A 22,907-nucleotide genomic window follows, 5' to 3' on the forward strand; every position below is an offset into this window, starting at 1 on the left:
GTCGATGACGAGCAACACCCACGCAGTTCCCCCCGGCTCGCAGGCCTCGGCGCCTCCCGGTCCCTGGCGCGAGTTCTGGACCGCCTTCTCGGCGAACCGGGGCGCGGTCATCGGCCTCGTCACCATCGTGGTGCTGCTGCTGGTGGCGCTGTTCGCGCCGTGGATCGCGCCGCATGCGCCGAACGAAACGAACGCCGCCGCGTTCCTCAAGCCGCCGGCCTGGCAGGAGGGCGGCTCGTGGACCTACCTGCTGGGCACGGACGCCATCGGGCGCGACATCCTGTCGCGGCTCATGCACGGCGCGCGGCTGTCGCTGTCGATCGGCGTCGCGGTGGTGGCGCTGTCGGTGGTGGTGGGCGTGGTGCTCGGGCTCGTCGCCGGATTCTTCCGCGGCGCGCTGGAGATCGCGATCATGCGGATGATGGACATCATCCTCACGATGCCCAGCCTGCTGATGGCCATCGTGATCGTCGCGATCCTCGGGCCGGGGCTCGTCAACGCCATGCTCGCGGTGGCCATCGTGGTGCTGCCGCACTACGTGCGCATCACGCGCGCCACGGTCATCGCCGAGGTCTCGCGCGACTACGTGACCGCGGCGCGCGTGAGCGGCGCCAGCACGCTGCGCCTGATGTTCCGCGAGGTGCTGCCCAACTGTTCGGCGCCGCTGATCGTGCAGGCCTCGCTGGGCGTCTCGACCGCCATCCTCGACGCGGCGGCGCTCGGCTTCATCGGCTTGGGCGCACAGCCGCCGTCGCCTGAATGGGGAACGATGCTGGCCGACGCGCGCGAGTTCGTGCTGCGCGCGTGGTGGGTCGTGACCTTTCCAGGGCTCGCCATCCTTGCGGCCGTGCTGGCCTTCAACCTGCTGGGCGACGGGCTGCGCGATGCGCTCGACCCGAAGCTCAAACGCTGAAGCAAAGGAGAGCACAGATGCCTTTGCTGGACATCAAGGACCTGCACGTCGAGTTCCCCACGCAGGGCGGCGTGCTGCACGCCGTCGACGGCGTGAGCCTCACGCTCGAAGAGGGCGAGGTGCTCGGCATCGTCGGCGAGTCGGGCTCGGGCAAGAGCGTCACGATGATGGCGCTCATGGGACTCGTCGGCTTTCCGGGCCGCGTGCGCGCGGACCACATGCGCTTTGCGGGCAAGGACTTGCTCGGCATCTCCGACAAGGCGCGCCGCACGCTGGTCGGCAAGGAGGTCGCGATGATCTTCCAGGAGCCGACCACCAGCCTCAACCCCTGCTTCACCATCGGTTTCCAGCTGATGGAGACGCTGCGCCTGCACCTGAAGCTCGACAAGCGCGAAGCGAAGAAACGCGCCACCGAGCTGCTCGAGCAGGTGGGCATCCCCGCCGCCTCGTCGCGCCTGGGCAGCTATCCGCACCAGCTCTCGGGCGGCATGAACCAGCGCGTGATGATCGCGATGGCCATCGCCTGCAACCCGCGCCTGTTGATCGCCGACGAGCCGACCACCGCGCTCGACGTGACCATCCAGGCGCAGATCCTCGACCTGCTGCGCGACCTGCAGAAGGAGCGCGGCATGGCGCTGGTGCTCATCACGCACAACATGGGCGTGGTCAGCGAGATGGCGCAGCGCATCGCCGTGATGTACGCGGGGCAGGTGATGGAGCACCAGCGCGTCGACCGCCTGTTCGCATCGCCGCAGCATCCCTACACCGAGGCGCTGCTCGCGGCGCTGCCCGAGCGCGCCGCGCCCGAGGGCCGGCTCGCCACCATCAGCGGCGTGGTGCCCGGCGTGCACGACCGGCCCGCGGGCTGCCTGTTCGCGCCGCGCTGTGGCTACGTCACCGAGCGCGCCTGCCAGGTGCGACCGGCGCTGCGTGCGTGGCAGGGCGCCGAGGTGCGCTGCCACTTTCCGCTCGGCGAGCCGGGTCGCGCCGAAGCCATCGCGCACGACCCGCCGCGCGCGGCCATCGCGGAGGTGCTGCCATGAGCGACGCCTCGCCGCCGGAGATCGTCGCCGAAGCGCGCAACCTGCAGCGCACCTACGCCGTGCGGCGCGGGCTGTTCCGCGCGCCGGCGCAGCTGCGCGCCGTGGGCGACATCTCGTTCCGCCTCGAACGCGGCCGCACGCTCGCGGTGGTGGGCGAATCGGGCTGCGGCAAGTCGACGCTCGCGCGCATGGTCGCGCTGATCGAGAAACCCACCGCCGGGCAGCTGACGCTGATCGGCGCCGATGCCGTGAGCCCGCCGCATGAACGCAAGCGCGAGCTGCGCCAGGCGGTGCAGCTGGTGTTCCAGAACCCGTACGGCTCGCTCAACCCGCGCAAGAAGATTTCGGCGGTGCTCGAAGACCCGCTGGCCATCAACACCACGCTGAGCAAGCCGGAGCGCGCCGAGCGCGCGCGCGAGATGCTGGCCCGCGTCGGCCTGCGCCCCGAATACGCCAACCGCTACCCGCACATGTTCTCCGGCGGCCAGCGCCAGCGCATCGCCATCGCGCGTGCGCTCATGCTGTCGCCGCGCCTGCTGGTGGCCGACGAGCCGGTGTCGGCGCTCGACGTGTCGATCCAGGCGCAGGTGCTGAACCTGCTGGCCGACCTGCAGGCCGAGCTGGGCCTGGCCTACCTCTTCATCTCGCACGACCTGGGCGTGGTGCGCCACATCGCGCACGACGTGCTCGTGATGTACCTGGGCCACGCGGTGGAGCAGGGCCCCAAGTCGCGCATCTTCGCGCGGCCGCTGCATCCCTACACGCAGGCGCTGCTGGCCTCGACGCCGGGCCTGAGCAGCCAGCGCATCGTGCTCAAGGGCGAGCTGCCGTCGCCGCTGGACCCGCCTTCGGGCTGCGTCTTCAGCACGCGCTGCCCGCACGTGCAGCCGCGCTGCCGCGAGGAGCGCCCCGCGCTGCGCGCGCTCGACGAGCGGCTGGTGGCCTGCCACTACGCCGAGCAGTTTCTCGATGGCGCGCCGGCCGTGCGCGCCGATGGTCCCGTGCTCGCCGCGTCCTGAAGAAGAGTGGAGTGGCGATTTTTTCAACCCTGTCTCGAGGAGTCCCCATGAAGACCCAGTCCTCCGTTTCGCGCCGCTCACAAAAGCTGGCGCTCCTGGCACCGGCAGCGCTCACGGCCCTTACCCTGGCCTGCGGCGCCGTGTCAGCCAAGACGTTGGTGTACTGCTCCGAAGGAAGCCCGGAAAACTTCTATCCGGGCATGAACACCACCGGCACGTCGTTCGACGTGACCACGCAGGTCTACAACACCATCGTCGAGTTCGAGCGCGGCGGCACCAAGGTGATGCCGGGCCTCGCTGAAAAATGGGACATCTCGGCCGACGGCACCGTGTACACCTTCCACCTGCGCAAGGGCGTGAAGTGGCACTCCACGAGCAAGAGCTTCAAGCCCACGCGCGACTTCAACGCCGACGACTTCATCTTCATGCTCGAGCGCCAATGGAAGGAGAGCGACCCCTTCTTCAAGGTCACGAGCCAGAACCACTCCTACTTCAACGACATGGGCATGCCCAAGCTGCTGAAGTCAGTGGACCGCATCGACGACCACACGGTGAAGATCACGCTCAACCAGGCCGAGGCGCCGTTCCTGGCCAACCTGGCGATGCAGTACGCGGGCATCCAGTCGAAGGAATACGCCATCGCGATGCTGAAGGCCGGCACGCCCGAGAAGGTCGATCAGGACCCGGTCGGCACCGGGCCGTTCTACCTCGTGCAGTACCAGAAGGACGCGATCATCCGCTTCAAGGCCTTCCCGCAGTACTGGGGCGGCAAGGCCAAGATCGACGACCTCGTGTTTGCGATCACGCCCGATGCCTCGGTGCGCTGGGCCAAGCTGCAAAAGGGCGAGTGCCACGTCATGCCGTACCCGAACCCGGCCGACCTCGATGCGATCCGCAAGGACCCGAACGTGCAGGTGCTGGAGCAGCCGGGCCTGAACGTGGGCTACCTCTCGTACAACACGACGAAGAAGCCCTTCGACGACGTGCGCGTGCGCAAGGCCATCAACATGGCGATCAACAAGAAGGCCATCATCGACGGCGTGTACCTCACGACCGGCGTGGCCGCGAAGAACCCGATCCCGCCCACGCTGTGGTCCTACAACGATGCCGTGAAGGACGACCCGTACGACCCCGAGGCCGCCAAGAAGCTGCTGGCGCAGGCCGGTTTCCCCGACGGCTTCAGCACCGACCTGTGGGCCATGCCGGTGCAGCGCCCGTACAACCCGAATGCCAAGCGCATCGCCGAGCTGATGCAGGCCGACCTGGCCAAGATCAACGTCAAGGCCGAGATCAAGAGCTTCGAGTGGGGCGAGTACCGCAAGCGCCTGCAGGCCGGCGAGCACCAGATGGGCATGCTGGGCTGGACCGGCGACAACGGCGACCCGGACAACTTCATGTACACGCTGCTGGGCTGCGCCTCGGCCAAGTCGGCCAGCGGCAGCAACATCTCGAAGTTCTGCTACCAGCCGTATGAAGACCTCGTGGTGAAGGCCAAGAGCGCGACCAAGCAGTCGGAGCGCGACGCGCTCTACAAGAAGGCGCAGGTCATCTTCAAGGAGCAGGCGCCGTGGTTCACCATCGCGCACGCGGTGCAGCTGAAGCCGGTGCGCAAGGAAGTGGTCGACTTCAAATTGAGTCCGTTCGGCCGCCACACCTTCTACGGCGTGGATATCAAGTAAGCCGTGGTCGCTGCGCCCATCGCCATCGTCGCGGCCATGCACGAGGAGCTCAGTGCGCTCCTCGCGCGCATGCCCGACGAGCAGCGCGTGCGCGTGGCCGGCCGCGACTTCTGGGTCGGCCACCTGCAGGGCCAGCCCGTGGTCGCGGTGCTGTCGCGCATCGGCAAGGTCGCGGCGGCGGTCACGGCCACGGTGCTGCTCGAGCGCTTCGGCGTGCGGGCGATCGTGTTCACGGGCGTGGCGGGCGGGCTGGCACCGGGCGTGAATGTCGGCGACGTGGTCGTGGCGACCGAGCTGCTGCAGCACGACATGGACGCCTCGCCGATCTTTCCGAAATACGAGGTGCCGCTGATGGGGCGTTCGCGCTTCGCGGCCGATGCGGCCATCGGCGATGCGCTGGCGGCGGTGGCCGAGGGCACGCTGCGCGATCCGGTGGGCCTGGTGGGGCAGAAGGCTGTCGATGAATTCCATCTGCGTGCACCGAGGGTGCATCGCGGCCTGCTGATCAGCGGCGACCGCTTCGTGTCGACCACCGCGGAGTGCGGGGCCCTGCAGCGTTCGCTGCCCGACGCACTCGCCGTCGAGATGGAAGGCGCTGCGATGGCGCAGGCTTGCCACGACTACGGCGTGCCCTTCGCGGCGCTGCGGACCATCTCGGACCGCGCCGACGATGCCGCGCACGGCGACTTCACGCGCTTCGTGGCCGAGGTGGCGAGCCGCTACAGCCTCGCGCTCGTCGACGCCTGGCTCGCCTCCCTGCCGCGCGACGCGGCCTGAAGAACCTGCCTACGGCGCGAGCCGGCGCAGCTGCGGCAGGTCGCGCAGCAGCGGCGGGATCGACAGCGCCAGCAGCAGCGCGGCCAGCGGCACGACGCAGATGAATCCCACGTGCTTGAAGCCCAGCGCGCCCACGGCGCCGCCGAGCACGAACATGGCGACCAGGCCGCCGCAGCGGCGCAGCCGGCTGCGGTCGTGGCGCACCGGCAGCGGCGTGGACGGCGCGCGCCGGTTCCAGTAGAGCATCTTTCCCAGCTCGATCCCCACGTCGGTGATGTTGCCGGTCATGTGGGTGGTGCGCGTGCTGCCGCCCGAGGTCTTCGACGCCACGGCGTTCTGCAGCCCCATGATGAACGACAGCAGCAGCACCGTGAGCGGCACCGCGAACGGCGTGGCCCAGGTCAGCGTGATGGCGCCGGCGAGCCCGAAGGGGAACATCAGCGCGGCCTCCAGCAGCAGCGGCAGCGCGTATACGCCATGCAGCCGGTGCTGCCGCGCCCAGTTCACCAGCACCGCGCAGACCGCCGCGCCGCTCACGAACGCCAGGATCGCGCCCAGCGCGTTCAGCAGCAGCGTGAGGTTGCCCAGCACCATGCCGTCCGCCAGCTGCGAGGCGAAGCCGGTCATGTGCGAGGTGTACATGTGCAGCACGAGGAAGCCGCCCGCATTGATGGCGCCGGCGTTGAAGGCCAGCAGCAGTCCGAGCGCGGTGTTCGTCGACGGCGCGCGGTGGCGGTTGGTGAGGAAACGAAGTCTGCGCACGGGGCTCTCCAGGTCAGCTGCCTGCCGACAGCCACTCTAGCACCCAGTGTGAAGAGCTACTTGAGCCAGCCGCGCCGGCGGAAGTACCACATCGGCACCAGCGCGCTCGCGGCCATCAGCGCGATGGCGTAGGGGTAGCCCATGGCCCAGTCGAGCTCGGGCATGAACTTGAAGTTCATACCGTAGATGCTCGCGATCAGCGTGGGCGGCAGCAGCGCGACGCTGGCCACCGAGAAGATCTTGATGGTCTTGTTCTGGTTGATGTTGATGAAACCGACGGTCGCATCCATCAGGAAGTTGATCTTGTCGAAGAGGAACGCCGTGTGGTTGTCCAGCGACTCGATGTCGCGCAGGATCTGTCGTGCCTCCTCGAACTGCTCGGCGTTGAGCATCTTGCTGCGCATCATGAAGCTCACGGCGCGGCGCGTGTCCATCACGTTGCGGCGGATGCGGCCGTTCAAGTCTTCCTGCCGCGCGATGGCGCCGAGCACCTCGCCGGCCAGCTCGTCGCTGACGTTGCCCGACAGCACCTTCTTGCCCGCCACCTCGAGCTCGTCGTAGATGTTCTCCAGCGTGTCGGCCGAGTACTCGGCGTCGGCGTCGAAGAGCTTGAGCATCACTTCCTTGGCGTCTTCGATCAGCCCCGGCGCGCGGCGTGCGCGCATGCGCAGCAGGCGGAACACGGGCACGTCTTCGTCGTGGATCGAGAACAGCACGCCGCGGCTGCGCAGGTCGGTGTTGTGCTGGTTCAGGATGAAGGCGACGCGCACCGTGCGCGGGTCTTCGTCGTCGTCGATCAAGAAGTCGGAGCGGATGTGCAGTTCGCCGTTGTCTTCCTCGTAGAAGCGGGCCGATTCCTCGATGTCCTCGTCCATCGCGTCTTCGGGAATCGAGAGGCCGTAGTACTGCTTGATCCAGCGCTTTTCCTCGAGCGTGGGCGACTCGAGGTCGACCCAGATCGGCTGGAACTTGGAGAGCTCTTCGAGCGACTCGATCTCTTCCTGGACGAGGCGGCCGTTGGCGAGCGTAAAGATGTTGAGCATGGGCTCACTCCCGGGGATGACTGAACGATGGGCGAGGGCGGGGCGCTTTCAATTCCCGCGGACCCGGCGTCAGTACATCACGCGCAGCGTCGCCAGGGAGTTGAAAGCTGCCGAGACGGGGCGGTTTCCAAGGGGAGTCTCCGGTTGCAGCGAGGCGCGATTATGTCACCGGCCACAGGGCGACAAGGCACTCGAACTGGACGGACATACAGTAAAGTCGTGCCCATGCAGACCCCTGCGTCCCCCGTTCTTTCCACCCCCCCGAAGACGCAAGCCGAGCGCCTGGCCGCGGCGCTCGCCGCGCTCAACGACGACCAGCGCGCGGCGGTCGAGCACGGCGTGGGCGCGGCGGTCGGCGCCGACCACCGGCCGCTGCTCGTGATCGCCGGTGCCGGCTCGGGCAAGACCAGCACGCTGGCGCACCGCGTGGCACACCTGATCGCGGACGGGGTCGATCCGCAGCGCCTGCTGTTGCTCACCTTCTCGCGCCGCGCCGCGCAGGAAATGGAGCGCCGCGCGGGCCAGGTGCTGGCACGCGTGCTGGGCCTGAAGTCGGAGCGCCCGCCCGCGCTGCCCTGGGCCGGCACCTTCCACGGCATCGGCGCGCGGCTGCTGCGCGAGTACGCCGCGCAGATCGGGCTGGACGAGAACTTCACCATCCACGACCGCGGCGACGCCGAAGACCTCATGGGGCTGGTGCGGCACGAGCTGGGTTTGTCGTCCACGGTCAACCGCTTTCCGCGCAAGGGCACCTGCCTGTCGATCTACTCGCGCTGCGTGAACACGCGCGCGCCGCTGGCCGCCGTGCTGAAGGACAGCTTTCCCTGGTGCGCCGAGTGGGAGGCACAGCTCAAGACGCTGTTCGGCGCCTACGTCGAGGCCAAGCAGCAGCAGAACGTGCTCGACTACGACGACCTCTTGCTCTACTGGGCCGAGATGGTCGCCGAGCCCGCGCTGGCCGCGCACGTCGGCGCGCGCTTCGACCACGTGCTGGTCGACGAGTACCAGGACACCAACCTGCTGCAGGCCGAGATCCTGCGCGCGATGAAGCCCGACGGGCGCGGCGTGACGGTGGTGGGCGACGACGCGCAGTCGATCTACTCGTTCCGCGGCGCCACGGTGCGCAACATCCTCGACTTTCCCTCGCAGTTCTCGCAAGAGGCGCGCATCGTCACGCTGGAGCGCAACTACCGCTCGACGCAGCCGATCCTCGACGTGTCGAACCGCGTCATCGCGCAGGCCGCCGAGCGGCACGCCAAGACGCTGTGGACCGACAAGCCCTCGGCCGGCAAGCCGGTGCTGGTGCTCGTGCCCGACGAGGCCGGGCAGGCGCGCTGGGTGGCCGACAAGATCCTGGCGCACCGCGAAGGCGGGCTGGCGCTGAAGTCGCAGGCGGTGCTGTTTCGCACCTCGTCGCACAGCGCGGCGCTCGAGCTGGAGCTGGCGCGGCGCAACATCCCGTTCGTGAAGTTCGGCGGGCTCAAGTTCCTCGAGGCCTCGCACGTGAAGGACCTGCTCGCGGTGCTGCGTTTCGCGCAGAACCCGCGTGGGCGCATGGCGGGTTTCCGGGTCACGCAGCTCATTCCCGGCGTGGGCCCGGCCACCGGCACGCGCCTGCTCGACGCGATGGACCAGGCGGCCGACCCGGCCGCGGCCGTGCGCGACTTCGTGCCGCCGTCGGCCGCGCGCGAACAGTGGGCCGACTTCGCCCAGGCCTACGCCGCCTTGCGCGCGCCGTCACTGCAGTGGCCGGCCGACGTCGAGGTGGCCATGCAGTGGTACCAGCCGCACCTGGAGCGGCTGTACGAAGACACCTCGGGCGTGCGTCGTGCCGACGTCGAGCAACTGGCGCGGCTGGCGGCCGGCTATGGCTCACGCGAGCGCTTTCTCACCGAGCTCACGCTCGACCCGCCCGAGGCCACGAGCGACCGGCCTGGCCCGCCCTCGCTCGACGAGGACTACCTGATCCTGTCGACCATCCATTCGGCCAAGGGGCAGGAGTGGAATTCGGTGCATGTCATCAACGTGGTCGACGGCTGCATGCCGGCCGACGTGGCGCAGGGCGCGCATGAACTCGAGGAAGAGCGGCGCCTGCTCTACGTGGCGATGACGCGGGCCCGCGACCACCTGCACCTGGTGATGCCGCAGCGCTTCCACATCACGCAGCAGGCGGCGCGCGGCGACCGGCACCTGTACGCCAACCGCACCCGCTTCATCACCGAGTCCGATCTGGCGGGCTTCGAGCTGCAGACCTGGCCGCCGCCGCCGGTGCTGCCGCCCGCGGTGCCGCCGCCGGCCGCGGTGATCGACCTGCGCAACCGCATGCGCGCCGCCTGGCGCTGAACGGGCCGGCCCTTCGGGCGGGAGGGGCACTGCGCGCTGCACATGGAAACACTTGCTTCCAATGTGCCGCAACGGCATGCCACTGCACGGGGGCAGCTATGGAATCAATAGCGGATTAGGGCATGCAATACACCGGCCCGTCACTCGGGCAAGCCCCGGTATTGCAATACCGTGACAGCTTGGGCATAGTGAATCCGACCGCCCCCTTTCTTCATCTCCCTTCCTCTTCTCTCCCTCTCTCCCAACCTCACCTGTTTCGCCGGCCACGCTTCATCCCGGAGCGCGGTCATTTCCCCAACCGTCAATTCTCAGGAGGTCATTCATGAATTTGACGATCAGCGGTCATCACCTCGACGTCACACCTGCCTTGCGCACCTACGTCACGAGCAAGCTGGACCGGATCACGCGACATTTCGACCAGGTGGTCGATGTCAAGGTGATCCTCACGGTGGAAAAGCAGAAGGAAAAGGAACGCCGCCAAAGGGCGGAGTGCAACATTCACGTCAAGGGCAATGACATGTTCGCGGAATCGAGCCACGCTGATCTGTACGCCGCGGTCGATGAGTTGGTCGACAAGCTCGACCGCCAGGTGGTCCGCCACAAGGATCGCCTGCAGGACCACCATCACGTGGCGCCCAAGCGCGTGATGTAAACGCCGGGCCCCGCGCCCCGCATCTCAGGCCGCCTTCGGGCGGCCTTTTGTTTGTCCGACCACATTGGTGGGGCTTTGCAAGGGCCTCCAGAGGAAGCGACGCCTCACGGCAACACATGTAGACGAAAGTAATTAGGGGGACTGGGGGTTTTTACCGAGGAGGTGCATAATCGCCCCGCTCTGACCCCACCATGAATCGCCTCGCGTCCATCCTGCCGCCCGCTCAAGTGCTCGTGAGCGTTGACGCCACCAGCAAGAAACGTGCTTTCGAAGAAGCCGGCCTGCTGTTCGAGAGCCTTCACGGTCTGGGCCGTGCCCTCATCACCGACAGCCTGTTTGCGCGCGAGCGCCTCGGCTCCACCGGTCTGGGCCACGGCGTCGCCATTCCCCATGGCCGCATCAAGGGCCTCAAGGCGCCGATGGCCGCGGTGTTCCAGCTGGCGAATCCCATCGGCTTCGACGCTCCCGACGAGCAGCCCGTGGCGCTGCTGATCTTCCTGCTGGTACCCGAAGCGGCCACGCAGAAGCACCTCGAAATCCTGTCCGAAATTGCCGAGCTGCTGAGCGACGCCGGCCTGCGCGAGCAGATCAAGTCCAGCACCGACGCCGCCGCGCTGCACGGCCTCATTGCCGGCTGGCAGTCGACCCAGGTCGCCTGAGCGCCCGTGCCGGGCCTGCCGCTGCTGATAAGCTGCGGCGACGCTTTTCTCTCCCTCCATCCTGACCAGAATGCCGGCGTTTTGCGCCGGCCGCCGCACGCATGAAGCCGACCGTCATCAGCGCCGATGCCATGTTCGAGGAGTTCCGCGGGTCGCTCCGCTGGGAATGGCTCGCGGGCCTGGGCGCCTCGGAGCGCCAGTTCGACCCCGACGTCATCAGCCGCGCGCAGTCGGCCGCCGACCTGGTCGGCTACCTGAACTACATCCACCCGTACCGCGTGCAGATCCTCGGCGCGCGCGAGGTGGCCTACCTCACGCGCGGCAGCAAGGAAGACTGCGTGCGCCGCATCGGGCGCATCGTCACGCTGGAGCCGCCGATGCTGGTGCTGGCCGACGGTCAGGCCGCGCCCGACGAGCTGCTGTCGATCTGCGAGCGCGCCCAGCTGCCGCTGTTTGCCACGCGCGAGTCGTCGGCCTTCGTGATCGACCTGCTGCGCGCCTACCTGTCCAAGCACTTCGCCGAGCGCACCTCGATGCACGGCGTGTTCATGGACATCCTGGGCATGGGCGTGATGATCACGGGCGAGTCGGGCCTCGGTAAAAGCGAGCTCGGCCTGGAGCTGATCTCGCGCGGCAACGGCCTGGTGGCCGACGACGCGGTCGACCTGTACCGCATCAACCAGAACACCATCGAAGGGCGCTGCCCCGACCTGCTGCTGAACCTGCTGGAGGTGCGCGGCATCGGCCTCCTGGACATCCGCGCGATCTTCGGCGAGACGGCGGTGCGCCGGAAGATGCGCCTGAAGCTCATCGTGCACCTCGTGCGGCGCGACAGCTTCGAGCGCGACTACGAGCGCATGCCCTCGGCGCCGCTCACGCAGGACGTGCTGGGCATCCCGGTGCGCAAGGTCATCATCCAGGTGGTGGCCGGACGCAACATCGCCGTGCTGGTGGAAGCCGCGGTGCGCAATTCGATCCTGCAGCTGCGCGGCATCGACACCTATGCCGACTTCGTGGCGCGCCACCACAAGGCGATGGAAAGCGGGCGCGATCCGGACTGAAACAGGCAAGAAAAAAGCCCTTCGAAACGAAGGGCTGCTTTCTGCTTTCGCGGGGTGGCCGGCGTCAGCGCTTCTTGACGCAGTCGCCGCACAGGCCGTACAGCGACATGGCGTGGTCCTGCAGGACCCAGCCCTTGTCCTTGGCGATCATCTGCTGGCGCCGCTCGATCTCGGCGTCGTAGAACTCCTCGACCTTGCCGCACGAGGTGCAGACCAGGTGATCGTGGTGCGTGCCTTCGTTCAGTTCGTAGACCGCCTTGCCGCTTTCGAAGTGGCTGCGTTCCAGGATGCCGGCCTGCTCGAACTGCGTGAGCACGCGGTACACGGTGGCCAGGCCGATGTCGGAGTGTTCGTTGAGCAGCACGCGGAAGACGTCTTCCGCCGTCATGTGCCGCTGGCTGCCGGTCTGGAAGATCTCGAGGATCTTCAGTCGCGGCAAGGTGGCCTTGAGGCCGGTGTTCTTGAGTTCGTCGATGTTGGCCATGATGGTTCCTGCGCCCTGGGCTGAGGCCGGGCCTTCAGGCTCGGCCGCTACAATGTTCGATCATATCGCTACCCCCTCTTCTCCCATGCCTGCCATCCTCCAACGCCGGCCCTGGTTGCTGGTTGCTGCCATTGCGGCGACGCTCGCCCTCGGTGCCTGCAGCGGTTTCAGCGAACGCACGCGTGGCGCGCTGTCTGCCGTCACCCCCTACAAAGTCGAAGTGGTGCAAGGCAATTTCGTGTCGAAGGAACAAGTCGCGGCACTCAAGCCCGGCATGTCGCGCCAGCAGGTGCGCGAGATCCTCGGCACCTCGCTGCTGAACGACGTCTTCCACGCCAACCGCTGGGACTACGTCTTCACGATCCGCCGCCAGGGCGTCGATCCGCAGGAGCGCCGCCTGACCGTGTTCTTCAACGGCGAACTCATGGACCGCTTCGAGGGCGACGAAATGCCCAGCGAAGAAGAATTCGTCGCCACGCTCGACACCCGCCGCAAGAGCGGCAAGGTGCCGCAGCTCGAGGCCACCGAAGAAGAGCTCAAGAAATTCGCGCCCAAGGCCGACAAGAAAGCCGACACCACCGGCACCCCGGCAGCCCCCATGCCCGCGCTGCCGGCCGCCTACCCCCCGCTCGAAGCCGCGCGCTGAGCGTGCGCGGCACGGGTTCCGGCGGCGGCCACCCCTCCTGCGGGCGGTGCCCGCAGGACCGGTGGGGCGGCTTTCGTCGGTGTCCATGGCTCCCGTAGGGACTTTTCAACGACCGAATCCCCGTGACTGAACCGACCACCACCCCCACTTCCGATTCTTCTTCTTCCTCCGCTCCCGCGCTGCGCCGGGTGGCGATCGCCGGCGCCTCGGGCCGCATGGGCCACATGCTCATCGAGGCCGTGCGCAACGCGCCCGACTGCCGCCTGGCCGGCGCGCTCGACATCGCAGGCAGCGCCGCCCTCGGCGCCGATGCCGCGGCCTTCCTGGGCTTCACCAGCGGCGTGCCCATCGTGGCCGACCTGCGCACCGGCTTGCAGGACGCCCAGGTGATGATCGACTTCACCCGCCCCGAAGGCACGATGGCGCACCTGGCCGTGTGCCGCGAGCTGGGCGTGCAGGCCGTGATCGGCACCACCGGCTTCAGCGACGCGCAGAAGGCCGAGATCGCCGAGATCGCGAAAGACATCGCCATCATGATGGCGCCCAACATGAGCGTGGGCGTCAACGTCACGCTCAAGCTGCTCGACATGGCGGCCCGTGCGATGGCCACCGGTTACGACATCGAGATCGTCGAGGCCCACCACCGCTTCAAGGTCGACGCGCCCTCGGGCACTGCGCTCAAGATGGGCGAGGTGATCGCCGACGCGCTGGGCCGCGACCTCAAGGACTGCGCCGTGTACGGCCGCGAAGGCATCACGGGCGAGCGCGACCCGTCGACCATCGGCTTCGCCACCATCCGCGGCGGCGACATCGTGGGCGACCACACCGTGCTGTTCGCGGGCATCGGCGAGCGCATCGAAATCTCCCACAAGTCGTCCAGCCGCGTGACCTACGCGCAAGGCGCGCTGCGTGCGGTGCGCTTCCTGAGCGGCCAGCGCAGCGGCCTGTTCGACATGTTCGACGTGCTGGGCCTGCGCTAAGCACGCGGACCATAACCAAGGACGCGAATGAGCGTGCTCGAACTGCTGACCCACGGTGACGGCGTCAGCCGTTCGGTGGCCGCGCTGCTGCTCGCGATGTCGATCGCCAGCTGGGTCGTGATCCTCTGGAAAGCCTGGCTGCTGCGCGGCGGCACGCGCGACGTGCTGCGCAGCATCGCCGCCTTCTGGCAGTCGGCCACCCTGGTCGAGGCCGAGCAGAAACTCCAGGCCTTCGACCGCGCCGAACTCGTGCGCCCCGCCGTGGCCGCGCTGCGCCAGGCCGCCACCGAAGCCCCCGGCGGCACGCTGGGCGCCACGGTCGATCGCAACCAGCGCCTCACGCGCGTGCTGCGCGGTGCGCTGCACGGCGCGCTGCGGCGCCTGCAGGCCGGACAGATCCTGCTGGCCACCGTGGGTGCCACCGCGCCCTTCGTCGGCCTGCTCGGCACCGTCTGGGGCATCTACGGCGCGCTGGCGGGCATCGCGGGCCAGACCGGCGGCTTCACCATCGACAAGGTGGCCGGGCCGGTCGGCGAGGCGCTCGTCATGACGGCCTTCGGCCTCGCGGTCGCCATTCCGGCCGTGCTGGCCTACAACGTCTTCGGCCGCGTCGTGGGCCGCGTCGAGGCCGAGCTCGAAGGCTTCGCGCACGACCTGCTCGGCAGCTTCGGCGAAGCGCCGGCACCCGCCGCACCGCCGCCCGCGCGGCCGATGCCCGTCTAAGGCGCAGCGCACACCATGGCCTTCGGACGCACTTCGCTTGGCAGCAGCGCCGCAGGTGGCGGGCGGGCCATGGGCGCGGGCGGGCAGCGGCCGCTGTCGGACATCAACGTCACGCCGCTGGTCGACGTGATGCTGGTGCTGCTGGTGATCTTCATCATCACTGCGCCGCTGATGGCCAGCTCGATCAAGCTCGACCTGCCGCAGACCGACGCGGGTCAGCCCAACGACACGCCCAAGTTCGTGAGCCTGTCGGTCGATGCCTCGGGCAAGGTCTTCCTGAACGACAAGCCCGTGACCGACGAGGAGCTGACCGCGCAGCTCGAAAAGGCCGCCGCCGACAGCAAGGACACCGAGGTGCAATTGCGCGCCGACCAGACCGTGCCCTACGGCAAGGTGGTGGCGCTCATGGGCATTGCGAACAAGGCCGGGTTGAGCCGCATCGGCTTTGTCACCGAGGCCGAGGCGGCCCCCGCCAAACCGCGCTGAGCTTGCGGGCCTGGCCCACTCGCCTCAGCTGAGCACGACCGGCTTCGTATGCCAGATCTCATGCGCGTACTCCGCGATCGTCCGGTCCGACGAAAACGCGCCCATTCCCGCCACGTTGAGGATCGCCATGCGCGTCCACGCCTCCGCGTCGCGGTACAGCGCATCGACCTCGGCCTGCTTCGCGACATAGCTCGCGTAGTCGGCCAGCAGCAGGTAGTGGTCGCCCCAGTTCACGAGCGCGTCGTAGATGCCCTGGTAGCGCGCCGGCTCGCCCGGCGAGAACGCACCGTCTCGAATGGCATCGAGCACGCGCTTGAGTTCGGCGTTCTCCTCGTAGATCTCGCGCGGCTGGTAGCCGCGGGCGCGGATGTCGGCCACCTCGGGCGTGGTGTGGCCGAAGATGAAGATGTTCTCGGGGCCGACGTTCTCGCGCATCTCGACATTGGCGCCGTCGAGCGTGCCGATGGTGAGCGCGCCGTTGAGCGCGAACTTCATGTTGCCGGTGCCTGAAGCTTCCGTGCCCGCGGTGGATATCTGCTCCGACAGGTCGGCCGCGGGCATGATGATCTCGGCCAGGCTCACGCTGTAGTTCGGCAGGAACACCACCTTCAGCAGCTTGCCCACGCGCGCGTCGGCGTTCACGGTGGCCGCCACGTCGTTGATGAGGCGGATCACCTGCTTGGCCATCGCATAGGCCGAGGCCGCCTTGCCCGCGAACACGACCACGCGCGGCACGATGTCGACCGGCGTGCCGCTGGCCTGCGCATCGAGGATGCGGTGATAGCGCGCGATCACGTGCAGCACGTTGAGCAGCTGCCGTTTGTACTCGTGGATGCGCTTGACCTGCACGTCGAACATCGCGTCGGTGTCCAGGTCGAGCTTCAGGTGTTCGCCGACCCAGTTGGCCAGCCGCAGCTTGTTCTCGCGCTTCGCATGGCGAAAGGCGCGCACGAAAGCGGGCTGCGCGACCATCGGCCGCAGGGCTTCGAGCTGCGACAGGTCGCGCCGCCAGCCCTTGCCGATGCGCTGGTCGAGCAGCGCGGCCAGCGGTGGGTTGGCCTGGGCGAGCCAGCGGCGCGGCGTGACGCCGTTGGTCTTGTTGTTGAAACGCTCGGGAAAGATCTTCGCGAAGTCGGCAAAGATCGACTGCTTCATCAGCTCCGAGTGCAGCCCCGACACGCCGTTCACCGAATGGCTCGCGAGCACCGCAACGTAGGCCATGCGCACGCGCCGCTCGCCGGTCTCGTCGATCAGCGAGAGGCGGCGCACCAGCTCGACGTCCTGGCCGTGCGTCTGCGTCACGGCGGCCAGGAACTTCGCGTTGATGTCGTACAGGATCTGCAGGTGGCGCGGCAGGATGCGCCCGAGCATCTCGACCGGCCAGGTTTCCAGGGCCTCGTGCATCAGCGTGTGGTTGGTGTAGCTGAACACCTTCTGCGTGTGGCCCCAGGCCACGTCCCATGCGAGGCCGTGCTCGTCGAGCAGCAGGCGCATGAGCTCGGGCACGGCCAGCACCGGGTGCGTGTCGTTCAGGTGGATGCTGACTTTTTCCGACAGCTGATCGAAGCTCGTGTGGTTGCGCAGGTAGCGGCGCAGCAGGTCTTGCACGCTGGCGCTGCAGAAGAAGTACTCCTGGTGCAGCCGCAGCTCGCGGCCCGAGGGTGTGGAGTCGTCGGGGTAGAGCACGCGCGAGACGTTCTCGGAGTGGTTCTTGCTCTCCACCGCCGCCATGTAGTTGCCGCGGTTGAAGGCCGACAGATCGATCTCCTCGGTGGCGCGCGCCGACCACAGCCGCAAGGTGTTGGTGGCCTGCGTGCCGTAGCCGGGAATGATGGTGTCGTAGGCCACGGCCAGCACGTCGTGCGTGTCGACCCAGTCGGCCGCGCCGTAGGGCGCGTTCCTGCCTTCGCGCTTTTGCACATGGCCGCCGAAGCGCACGCGGTAGTTCACCTCGGGCCGCTGGAACTCCCACGGGTTGCCGCGCGTGAGCCAGTAGTCGGGCGTTTCGACCTGCTGGCCGTCGACGATGCGCTGGCGGAACATGCCGTACTCGTAGCGGATGCCGTAGCCCATGCCGGGCACGCCGAGCGTGGCCATCGAATCGAGAAAGCAGGCCGCGAGCCGCCCCAGGCCGCCGTTGCCGAGCGCCGCATCGGGCTCGCGCTCGGCCAGCGCCGCCATGTCGACGCCGAAGTCGGCCAGCGCCTCGCGCACGGTGCCGTACAGGTCGACGGCGAGCAGCGCGTTGGTGAAGGTGCGCCCGATGAGGAACTCCATCGAGAGGTAGTACACGCGCTTGAGGTCCTGCGCGTAGTTGGCGCGCGTGGTCGTCATCCAGCGCTCGACAAGCTGGTCGCGCACGGCCAGCGCTGTGGCGTGCAGCCAGTCATCCTGGCTGGCGGCCACGGGGTCCTTGCCGACGGCGTAGATCAGCTTGTTGGCCACCGCACGCTTGAAGGCGGCAACGTCGCGGTCGGGGTGGTCGTAGGCGAAGTCCTTGATCGTCATGGGGGCGTTCCCGGAGTGGGTGGTGGGGTGTGGGGCAGGGGCTTCAGGCCAGCGCCCGTTGGTACACATCGATGTACTGCGCGGCCGCCGTGCCCCAGTCGGCCGGGCGCCGCATGGCGTTGCCGCGCACGCGGCGCCAGTCGGCGGCGCGCTCGTACAGCGCGAAGGCGCGGCGCAGGGCGCGGTCGTAGTCGGCGTCCTCGAAGCGGTCGAACACGAAGCCGGTGGCGGCGCCGCTGGCCATGTCTTCCAGCGTGCAGTCGACGACGGTGTCGGCCAGCCCGCCGACGCGACGCACCAGCGGCAGGCTGCCGTACTTCAGGCCGTACATCTGCGTGAGGCCGCAGGGCTCGAACAGCGAGGGCACGATCGTCACGTCGCCCGCGCCGAAGAGCTGGTGCGCCAGCGTCTCGTCGTAGCCGATGGTGACGCTCACCGAGGCGGGCGCCGCCGCCGCGCGCTGGCGGAAGGCCTCTTCGAGCCAGCCTTCGCCGCTGCCCAGCAGCGCCAGCTGGCCGCCTTGCGCGAGCAGCGTGTCGAGGCCGCCGAGCACGAGGTGCAGGCCCTTCTGCTCGGTGAGCCGGCTCACCACGATGAACAGCGGCGCGTCGGGGCGCTCGGCCAGCCCCAGCTGGCGCTGCAGCACCGACTTGCAACGCGCCTTGCCGGCCATGTGGCGACCTTCGGGCGCCTGGTAGCCCTGCACGAGCGCGGCGTCGGTGGCCGGGTTCCAGACCTGGTCGTCGACCGCGTTGAGGATGCCGCTGAGCGCGCCGGCGCGCTGGCGCAGCAGGCCGTCGAGGCCGCAGCCCTGCTCGGGCGTCTGGATCTCGAGCGCGTAGGTCGGGCTCACGGTGGTGAGCTGGTCGGCGAAGTAGAGGCCGCCCTTCATGAAGGAGATCTGGCCGTGGTACTCCAGCCCGTTCATGTGGAAGGCCGGCGCCGGCAGGCCAAGTTCGGCGAAGTGCCAGGGCGCGAACACGCCCTGGTAGGCGAGGTTGTGCACCGTGAACACGCTGCCCGTGCGCGGGCCGCCCGCGCGCCGTGCGAAGGCCAGGTAGGCGGGCGCGAGCGCCGCGTGCCAGTCGTGCGCGTGCACGATGTCGGGCCGCCAGCCGGGGTCGAGCCCCTGCGCGAGCTGCGCTGCCGCCCAGCCCAGCAGCGCGAAGCGCCGGTGGTTGTCGCCGTAGGGCTGGCGCGTGGTGTCTTCGTAGGGGTTGCCGGGCCGGTCGTAGAGCGCGGGCGCGTCGATCACGTAGGTGGGAGTCGGCGGTGCACCGGCGACGGCGACGTGCCCGGCGCGCAGGCCGAAGCGCTCGCCCCAGGGCGCGGCGAACTCGGCCACCGGCACCAGGTCGCGCACGCCGGCCACGATGGCGGGAAAGCCCGGCAGCAGCGCGCGCGCCTCCTGCCCCGCGGCCATGAGCGCCAGGGGCAGGGCGCCGGCGATGTCCGCCAGGCCGCCGGTCTTCAGGAGGGGAAACAGCTCGGCGCTGACCTGGAGGATGCGCATGGTGGTGCGGTCGATCAGGCAGCGGCCGCGGGTGCGGGGTCCGGTGCGAGCCGCTTGAGCATTTCGCGCGTGACCAGCACCACGCCCGTTTCCGTGCGCTCGAAGCGCGCGGCGTCGGCCTCGGCGTCTTCGCCGATCACCGTGTCGTCGGGGATCACGCAGGCGCGGTCGATCACCACGCGGTTGAGCCGGCAGCCGCGGCCCACTTCGACGTCGGGCAGCAGCACGGCTTCGTTGATCTCGCAGAAGGAGTGGATGCGCACGCCCGAGAACAGCACCGCGCTGCTGATCTTTGAGCCCGAGACGATGCAGCCGCCCGAGACGATGGTGTTGACCGTCATGCCGTGCTTGCCCTCGCGGTCGAGCACGAACTTGGCCGGCGGCAGCTGCCGCTGGTAGGTCCAGATGGGCCAGTCCGTGTCATAGATGTCGAGCTCCGGGGTGATCGAGGCCAGGTCGAGGTTGGCTGCCCAGAATGCATCAATCGTGCCCACGTCGCGCCAGTAGGCCTTGGCGTCGGGCCCGCGCGAGGCGCGCGTGACGCAGGACATGCTGAACGGATGCGCCAGCGCGCGGCCCTCGGCCACGGCGCGCGGGATGATGTCCTTGCCGAAGTCGTGGCTCGAGTCGGGGTTGGCGTTGTCTTCCTCGAGCAGCCGGTACAGGTAGGCCGAGTCGAAGATGTAGATGCCCATGCTGGCCAGCGCCAGGTCGGGGTGGCCGGGCATGGCGGGCGGGTCGGCGGGCTTCTCGAGGAAGCTGGTGATCTGGCGGCCGTCGTCCACCGCCATCACGCCGAAGGCCGTGGCCTCGTGGCGCGGCACCTCGATGCAGCCGACCGTGCAGCCCAGGCCGCGCTCGGCGTGGTCCTTGAGCATGATGGAGTAGTCCATCTTGTAGATGTGGTCGCCGGCCAGCACCACCACGTAGTCGTGCGGCGTGGAGCGGGTCTGGATGATGTCCAGGTTCTGGAACACCGCGTCGGCCGTGCCGCGGTACCAGTGCTCGTCGCCCATGCGCTGCTGCGCGGGCAGCACGTCGACCATCTCGTTGAGCTCGGCGCGCAAAAAGCTCCAGCCGCGCTGCAGGTGGCGCATGAGCGAGTGCGACTTGTACTGCGTGACCACCGCCATGCGCCGGATGCCGGAGTTCAGGCAGTTGGACAGCGCGAAGTCGATGATGCGGAACTTGCCGCCGAAGTACACGGCCGGCTTGGCGCGCCGGTCGGTGAGCTGCTTGAGGCGGGAGCCCCGGCCGCCGGCCAGCACCAGCGCGATGGTGCGGCGGACCAGTTGATGGGCCTGCAGGGGGGGCTGCGGGGCCTGGGTTCCCTGGGTGTTGAGCTTGTCCATCTGTGTCTCCGTTCGTTCGTTCGCTTGTTGAATTCGTCGTCGTCTTCAGAGTGTCCGCACCGAGTCTGGCACTGCGCCGTGGGCTTGGCTCCTACGTTCTTGCAAGCCAGAGGCTCGAAACCGGCACCTCCACCGCGCGGCCCAGCGGGCGGGGCGCGGCGCGCAGGGCGTCGGGGTCTTCGGCATCGGTGGCCAGGCAGCAGCGCCAGTCGCCGTCCGGCAACGTGAAGGCGACGGGGCTCGGGCCCGCATTCACCAGCACCAGCCAGGCGTCCTCGGCATGCCCGAACAGGATCGCAAGGGCCGTGCCTGCGTGCCAGTCGGCCGGCGTCATCGGCAGGCCATCGGGGCGCAGCCAGCGGATGCCCGGCGGTGCGTCGGTCGGCGGTTCGGCCGGCCACCAGCGCGTGCTGCGCAGCACCGGTGCCTCGCGCCGCAGGGCGGTGAGCCGCGCGACGAAGGCTGTCAGGCGCGCGCGTTCGCTGGCCGGGTCGGACAGCCCGATCCAGCCGAGCCAGGTGGTCTCGTTGTCCTGGCAGTAGGCGTTGTTGTTGCCGCCCTGGCTGTGGCCGAGCTCGTCGCCGGCCAGCAGCATCGGCGTGCCCTGCGACAACAGGAGCGCTGCGAGCAGCGTGCGTTGCAGGCGAGCCCGCAGTGCGCGCACGGCCGGGTCGTCGCTCGGGCCTTCGACGCCGCAGTTGGTGCTCAGGTTGTGCGCATGGCCGTCGCGGTTGTCTTCGCCGTTGGCGAGGTTGTGGCGCTGCTCGTAGCTCACGAGGTCGCGCAGCGTGAAGCCGTCGTGCGCGGTGATGAAGTTGACGCTCGCGGTCGGTGCGCGGCCGTCGTGCGCGAAGCTTGCGCTGGAGGCCGTGAAGCGGTGCGCGAAGTCGCCCAGCCCGGTGGCGCCCTCGCGCCCCTGGCGCAGCCAGAAGCCGCGTTGCGTGTCGCGGAAGCGGTCGTTCCATTCGAGCCAGCCGGGCGGGAACTCGCCGAGCCGGTAGCCGCCGGGGCCGAGGTCCCAGGGCTCGGCGATGCGCAGCGTGCGCGACAGCACCGGGTCTTGCGCCATCGCCGCGAAGAAGGGCGCGCGCGCATCGAAACCGCGCTGCGCGTCGCGGCCGAGCACCGGGGCGAGGTCGAAGCGGAAGCCGTCGACGCCCATCTCGCAGGCCCAGAAGCGCAGGCTGTCCATCACGAGCTGTAACACGCGCGGCTCGCCGAGGTTCAGGCAGTTGCCCGTGCCGGCCCAGTTCTCGTACAGGGCGCGGTCGTCGGGGCGCAGGTGGTAGTACAGGGCGTTGTCGATGCCGCGCAGCGAGAGCGTCGGGCCGAGCTCGTCGCTTTCGGCGCTGTGGTTGTAGACCACGTCGATCACCAGTTCCATGCCGCGCGCATGCACCGCATCGGCCATGGCGCGGAACTCGCTGGCGGGGGTGGTGTCGGGGCGGCCGCTCCAGAAGCGCGCCTCGGGGGCGAACCAGCCGATGGTGTTGTAGCCCCAGTGGTTGGTCAGGCCCTTGGCGAGCAGGCGCTGTTCGTCGGCGCGGTGCTGCACGGGCATGAGGCTGAGGGTGGTGATGCCCAGGCGTTGCAGGTGGTCGAGGACGGCGGGTTCTGCGAGGCCGGCGTAGGTGCCTCTTAGCGGTTCGGCAACGCCTGGGTGCTGGTGGGTGAGGCTGCGGATGTGCAGCTCGTACAGGACGCGGTCTGTGGGGGGGATGTGGGCTTGGCCTGCTGTTTTGGGTGCGTTGCTGGGGGCTGTGACGCGGGCCTTGAGGGCGATGGGGGCGTTGTCTCTGTGGTCGCGTTGGGTCGGGTCTGTGGGGGCGTGGCCCAGGAAGAGGTCGCTGCCGTTGTAGTGGCCGAGGATTTCTCGGGCGTAGGGGTCTAGGAGGAGCTTGGCGGGGTTGAAGCGCTGTCCTTCTTTTGGGGACCAGGGGCCGTGGACTCGGTAGCCGTAGATCAGGCCGGGGCGGGCGGTGGGGAGGTGGCCGTGCCAGATGCCGTCTGTGCACTCTGGGAGCGGTAGGCGCTGTTGTTCGCTCTTGCCTGTGCTGTCGAAGAGGCAGAGTTCTACTTTGGTTGCTGTTGGCGCTGTGATAGCGAAGTTGACGCCTTGTTGTGATGGCGTTGCGCCTAAGGGGAGGGGATGGCCTGGGCTCAGCATGCTTTGACTCCCCGGCGGCGTTTGCTTCCCGAGGCCGGGACTCGCCCCGGCGGGCGACTCACTTTCTTTGCTTCGCCAAAGAAAGTAAGCAAAGAAA

20 protein-coding genes are annotated in these 22,907 nt (G+C 68.6%); 13 read left to right on the forward strand and 7 right to left on the reverse strand.

The features are described 5' to 3' along the window. Positions 1–4 precede the first annotated feature (4 nt). From AC07O4_RS27190 to AC07O4_RS27210, 5 genes are read left to right on the forward strand one after another with little or no spacing between them, the layout of a single operon-like run. Positions 5–913, forward strand: a complete 909-nt coding sequence (locus tag AC07O4_RS27190) for an ABC transporter permease subunit (RefSeq protein WP_095949747.1) — start codon at positions 5–7, stop codon at positions 911–913. Positions 914–930: 17 nt separating this feature from the next. Then, positions 931–1,956 carry an ABC transporter ATP-binding protein gene (locus AC07O4_RS27195; protein ID WP_492733508.1) on the forward strand — a complete coding sequence of 342 codons (1,026 nt, stop codon included), beginning with the start codon at positions 931–933 and terminating at the stop codon, positions 1,954–1,956. After that, positions 1,953–2,975, forward strand: coding sequence for a peptide ABC transporter ATP-binding protein (locus AC07O4_RS27200; protein WP_495306144.1), 1,023 nt, complete (start codon positions 1,953–1,955; stop codon positions 2,973–2,975). Before AC07O4_RS27195 ends, AC07O4_RS27200 begins: the two co-directional genes overlap by 4 nt. A 47-nt stretch (positions 2,976–3,022) precedes the next feature. Then, entirely contained in the window at positions 3,023–4,654 is a 1,632-nt protein-coding gene (locus AC07O4_RS27205) for an ABC transporter substrate-binding protein (protein ID WP_495306145.1), read from the forward strand. A 36-nt stretch (positions 4,655–4,690) separates the two neighbouring features. Further along, positions 4,691–5,431, forward strand: coding sequence for a 5'-methylthioadenosine/adenosylhomocysteine nucleosidase (locus AC07O4_RS27210; RefSeq protein ID WP_495306153.1), 741 nt, complete (start codon positions 4,691–4,693; stop codon positions 5,429–5,431). A gap of 9 nt (positions 5,432–5,440) precedes the next feature. Here AC07O4_RS27210 and AC07O4_RS27215 read toward each other — a convergent pair whose 3' ends face one another. Beyond that, complete coding sequence (locus AC07O4_RS27215; RefSeq protein WP_062481040.1) at positions 5,441–6,193, reverse strand: YoaK family protein; 753 nt, start codon at positions 6,191–6,193, stop codon at positions 5,441–5,443. Between the two features lie 56 nt (positions 6,194–6,249). Continuing rightward, entirely contained in the window at positions 6,250–7,236 is a 987-nt protein-coding gene (gene corA, locus AC07O4_RS27220) for a magnesium/cobalt transporter CorA (protein WP_056584267.1), read from the reverse strand. A 225-nt stretch (positions 7,237–7,461) separates the two neighbouring features. Here corA and AC07O4_RS27225 point away from each other — a divergent pair, with 225 nt between their 5' ends. The 4 genes from AC07O4_RS27225 to hprK all read left to right on the forward strand — a co-directional run bounded on the left by AC07O4_RS27225 (position 7,462) and on the right by hprK (position 11,951). Beyond that, the gene (locus tag AC07O4_RS27225; protein WP_495306146.1) at positions 7,462–9,579 is read left to right on the forward strand and encodes an ATP-dependent helicase; all 2,118 of its coding nucleotides are present in this window, start codon (positions 7,462–7,464) and stop codon (positions 9,577–9,579) included. Positions 9,580–9,901: 322 nt separating this feature from the next. Beyond that, a complete protein-coding gene (gene hpf, locus AC07O4_RS27230; RefSeq protein WP_013538898.1) occupies positions 9,902–10,231 on the forward strand; it encodes a ribosome hibernation-promoting factor, HPF/YfiA family in 330 nt (109 codons plus the stop codon). 191 nt (positions 10,232–10,422) lie between these two features. Beyond that, entirely contained in the window at positions 10,423–10,890 is a 468-nt protein-coding gene (locus tag AC07O4_RS27235; RefSeq protein WP_042581318.1) for a PTS sugar transporter subunit IIA, read from the forward strand. 101 nt (positions 10,891–10,991) lie between these two features. Next, positions 10,992–11,951 (forward strand): HPr(Ser) kinase/phosphatase, encoded by a 960-nt coding sequence (gene hprK, locus AC07O4_RS27240; protein ID WP_062481041.1) that lies wholly within the window; start codon positions 10,992–10,994, stop codon positions 11,949–11,951. Between the two features lie 64 nt (positions 11,952–12,015). On the opposite strand, the gene fur is transcribed toward hprK, so the two are convergent. Beyond that, complete coding sequence (fur, locus tag AC07O4_RS27245; protein WP_062481042.1) at positions 12,016–12,435, reverse strand: ferric iron uptake transcriptional regulator; 420 nt, start codon at positions 12,433–12,435, stop codon at positions 12,016–12,018. Positions 12,436–12,520: 85 nt separating this feature from the next. On the opposite strand from fur, the gene AC07O4_RS27250 reads away from it, so the two are divergent. The 4 genes from AC07O4_RS27250 to AC07O4_RS27265 all read left to right on the forward strand — a co-directional run bounded on the left by AC07O4_RS27250 (position 12,521) and on the right by AC07O4_RS27265 (position 15,270). Further along, positions 12,521–13,081, forward strand: a complete 561-nt coding sequence (locus AC07O4_RS27250; RefSeq protein ID WP_062481043.1) for an outer membrane protein assembly factor BamE — start codon at positions 12,521–12,523, stop codon at positions 13,079–13,081. 179 nt (positions 13,082–13,260) lie between these two features. Then, positions 13,261–14,061 carry a 4-hydroxy-tetrahydrodipicolinate reductase gene (dapB, locus tag AC07O4_RS27255; protein WP_095747406.1) on the forward strand — a complete coding sequence of 267 codons (801 nt, stop codon included), beginning with the start codon at positions 13,261–13,263 and terminating at the stop codon, positions 14,059–14,061. 27 nt (positions 14,062–14,088) lie between these two features. Further along, complete coding sequence (locus AC07O4_RS27260) at positions 14,089–14,784, forward strand: MotA/TolQ/ExbB proton channel family protein (protein WP_095743304.1); 696 nt, start codon at positions 14,089–14,091, stop codon at positions 14,782–14,784. A 15-nt stretch (positions 14,785–14,799) separates the two neighbouring features. Further along, complete coding sequence (locus AC07O4_RS27265; protein WP_099794719.1) at positions 14,800–15,270, forward strand: ExbD/TolR family protein; 471 nt, start codon at positions 14,800–14,802, stop codon at positions 15,268–15,270. A 24-nt stretch (positions 15,271–15,294) separates the two neighbouring features. Here AC07O4_RS27265 and AC07O4_RS27270 read toward each other — a convergent pair whose 3' ends face one another. From AC07O4_RS27270 to glgX, 4 genes are all read right to left on the reverse strand, one after another. Next, positions 15,295–17,778, reverse strand: coding sequence for a glycogen/starch/alpha-glucan phosphorylase (locus AC07O4_RS27270; protein ID WP_495306147.1), 2,484 nt, complete (start codon positions 17,776–17,778; stop codon positions 15,295–15,297). A gap of 43 nt (positions 17,779–17,821) precedes the next feature. After that, a complete protein-coding gene (gene glgA / locus AC07O4_RS27275; protein ID WP_495306148.1) occupies positions 17,822–19,291 on the reverse strand; it encodes a glycogen synthase GlgA in 1,470 nt (489 codons plus the stop codon). 14 nt (positions 19,292–19,305) lie between these two features. Further along, complete coding sequence (gene glgC, locus AC07O4_RS27280; RefSeq protein ID WP_390347118.1) at positions 19,306–20,643, reverse strand: glucose-1-phosphate adenylyltransferase; 1,338 nt, start codon at positions 20,641–20,643, stop codon at positions 19,306–19,308. Between the two features lie 91 nt (positions 20,644–20,734). Next, positions 20,735–22,810 carry a glycogen debranching protein GlgX gene (gene glgX / locus AC07O4_RS27285; RefSeq protein ID WP_495306149.1) on the reverse strand — a complete coding sequence of 692 codons (2,076 nt, stop codon included), beginning with the start codon at positions 22,808–22,810 and terminating at the stop codon, positions 20,735–20,737. Positions 22,811–22,907: the final 97 nt, after the last annotated feature.

The organism is Variovorax sp. GW821-FHT09D04 (assembly GCF_059416405.1).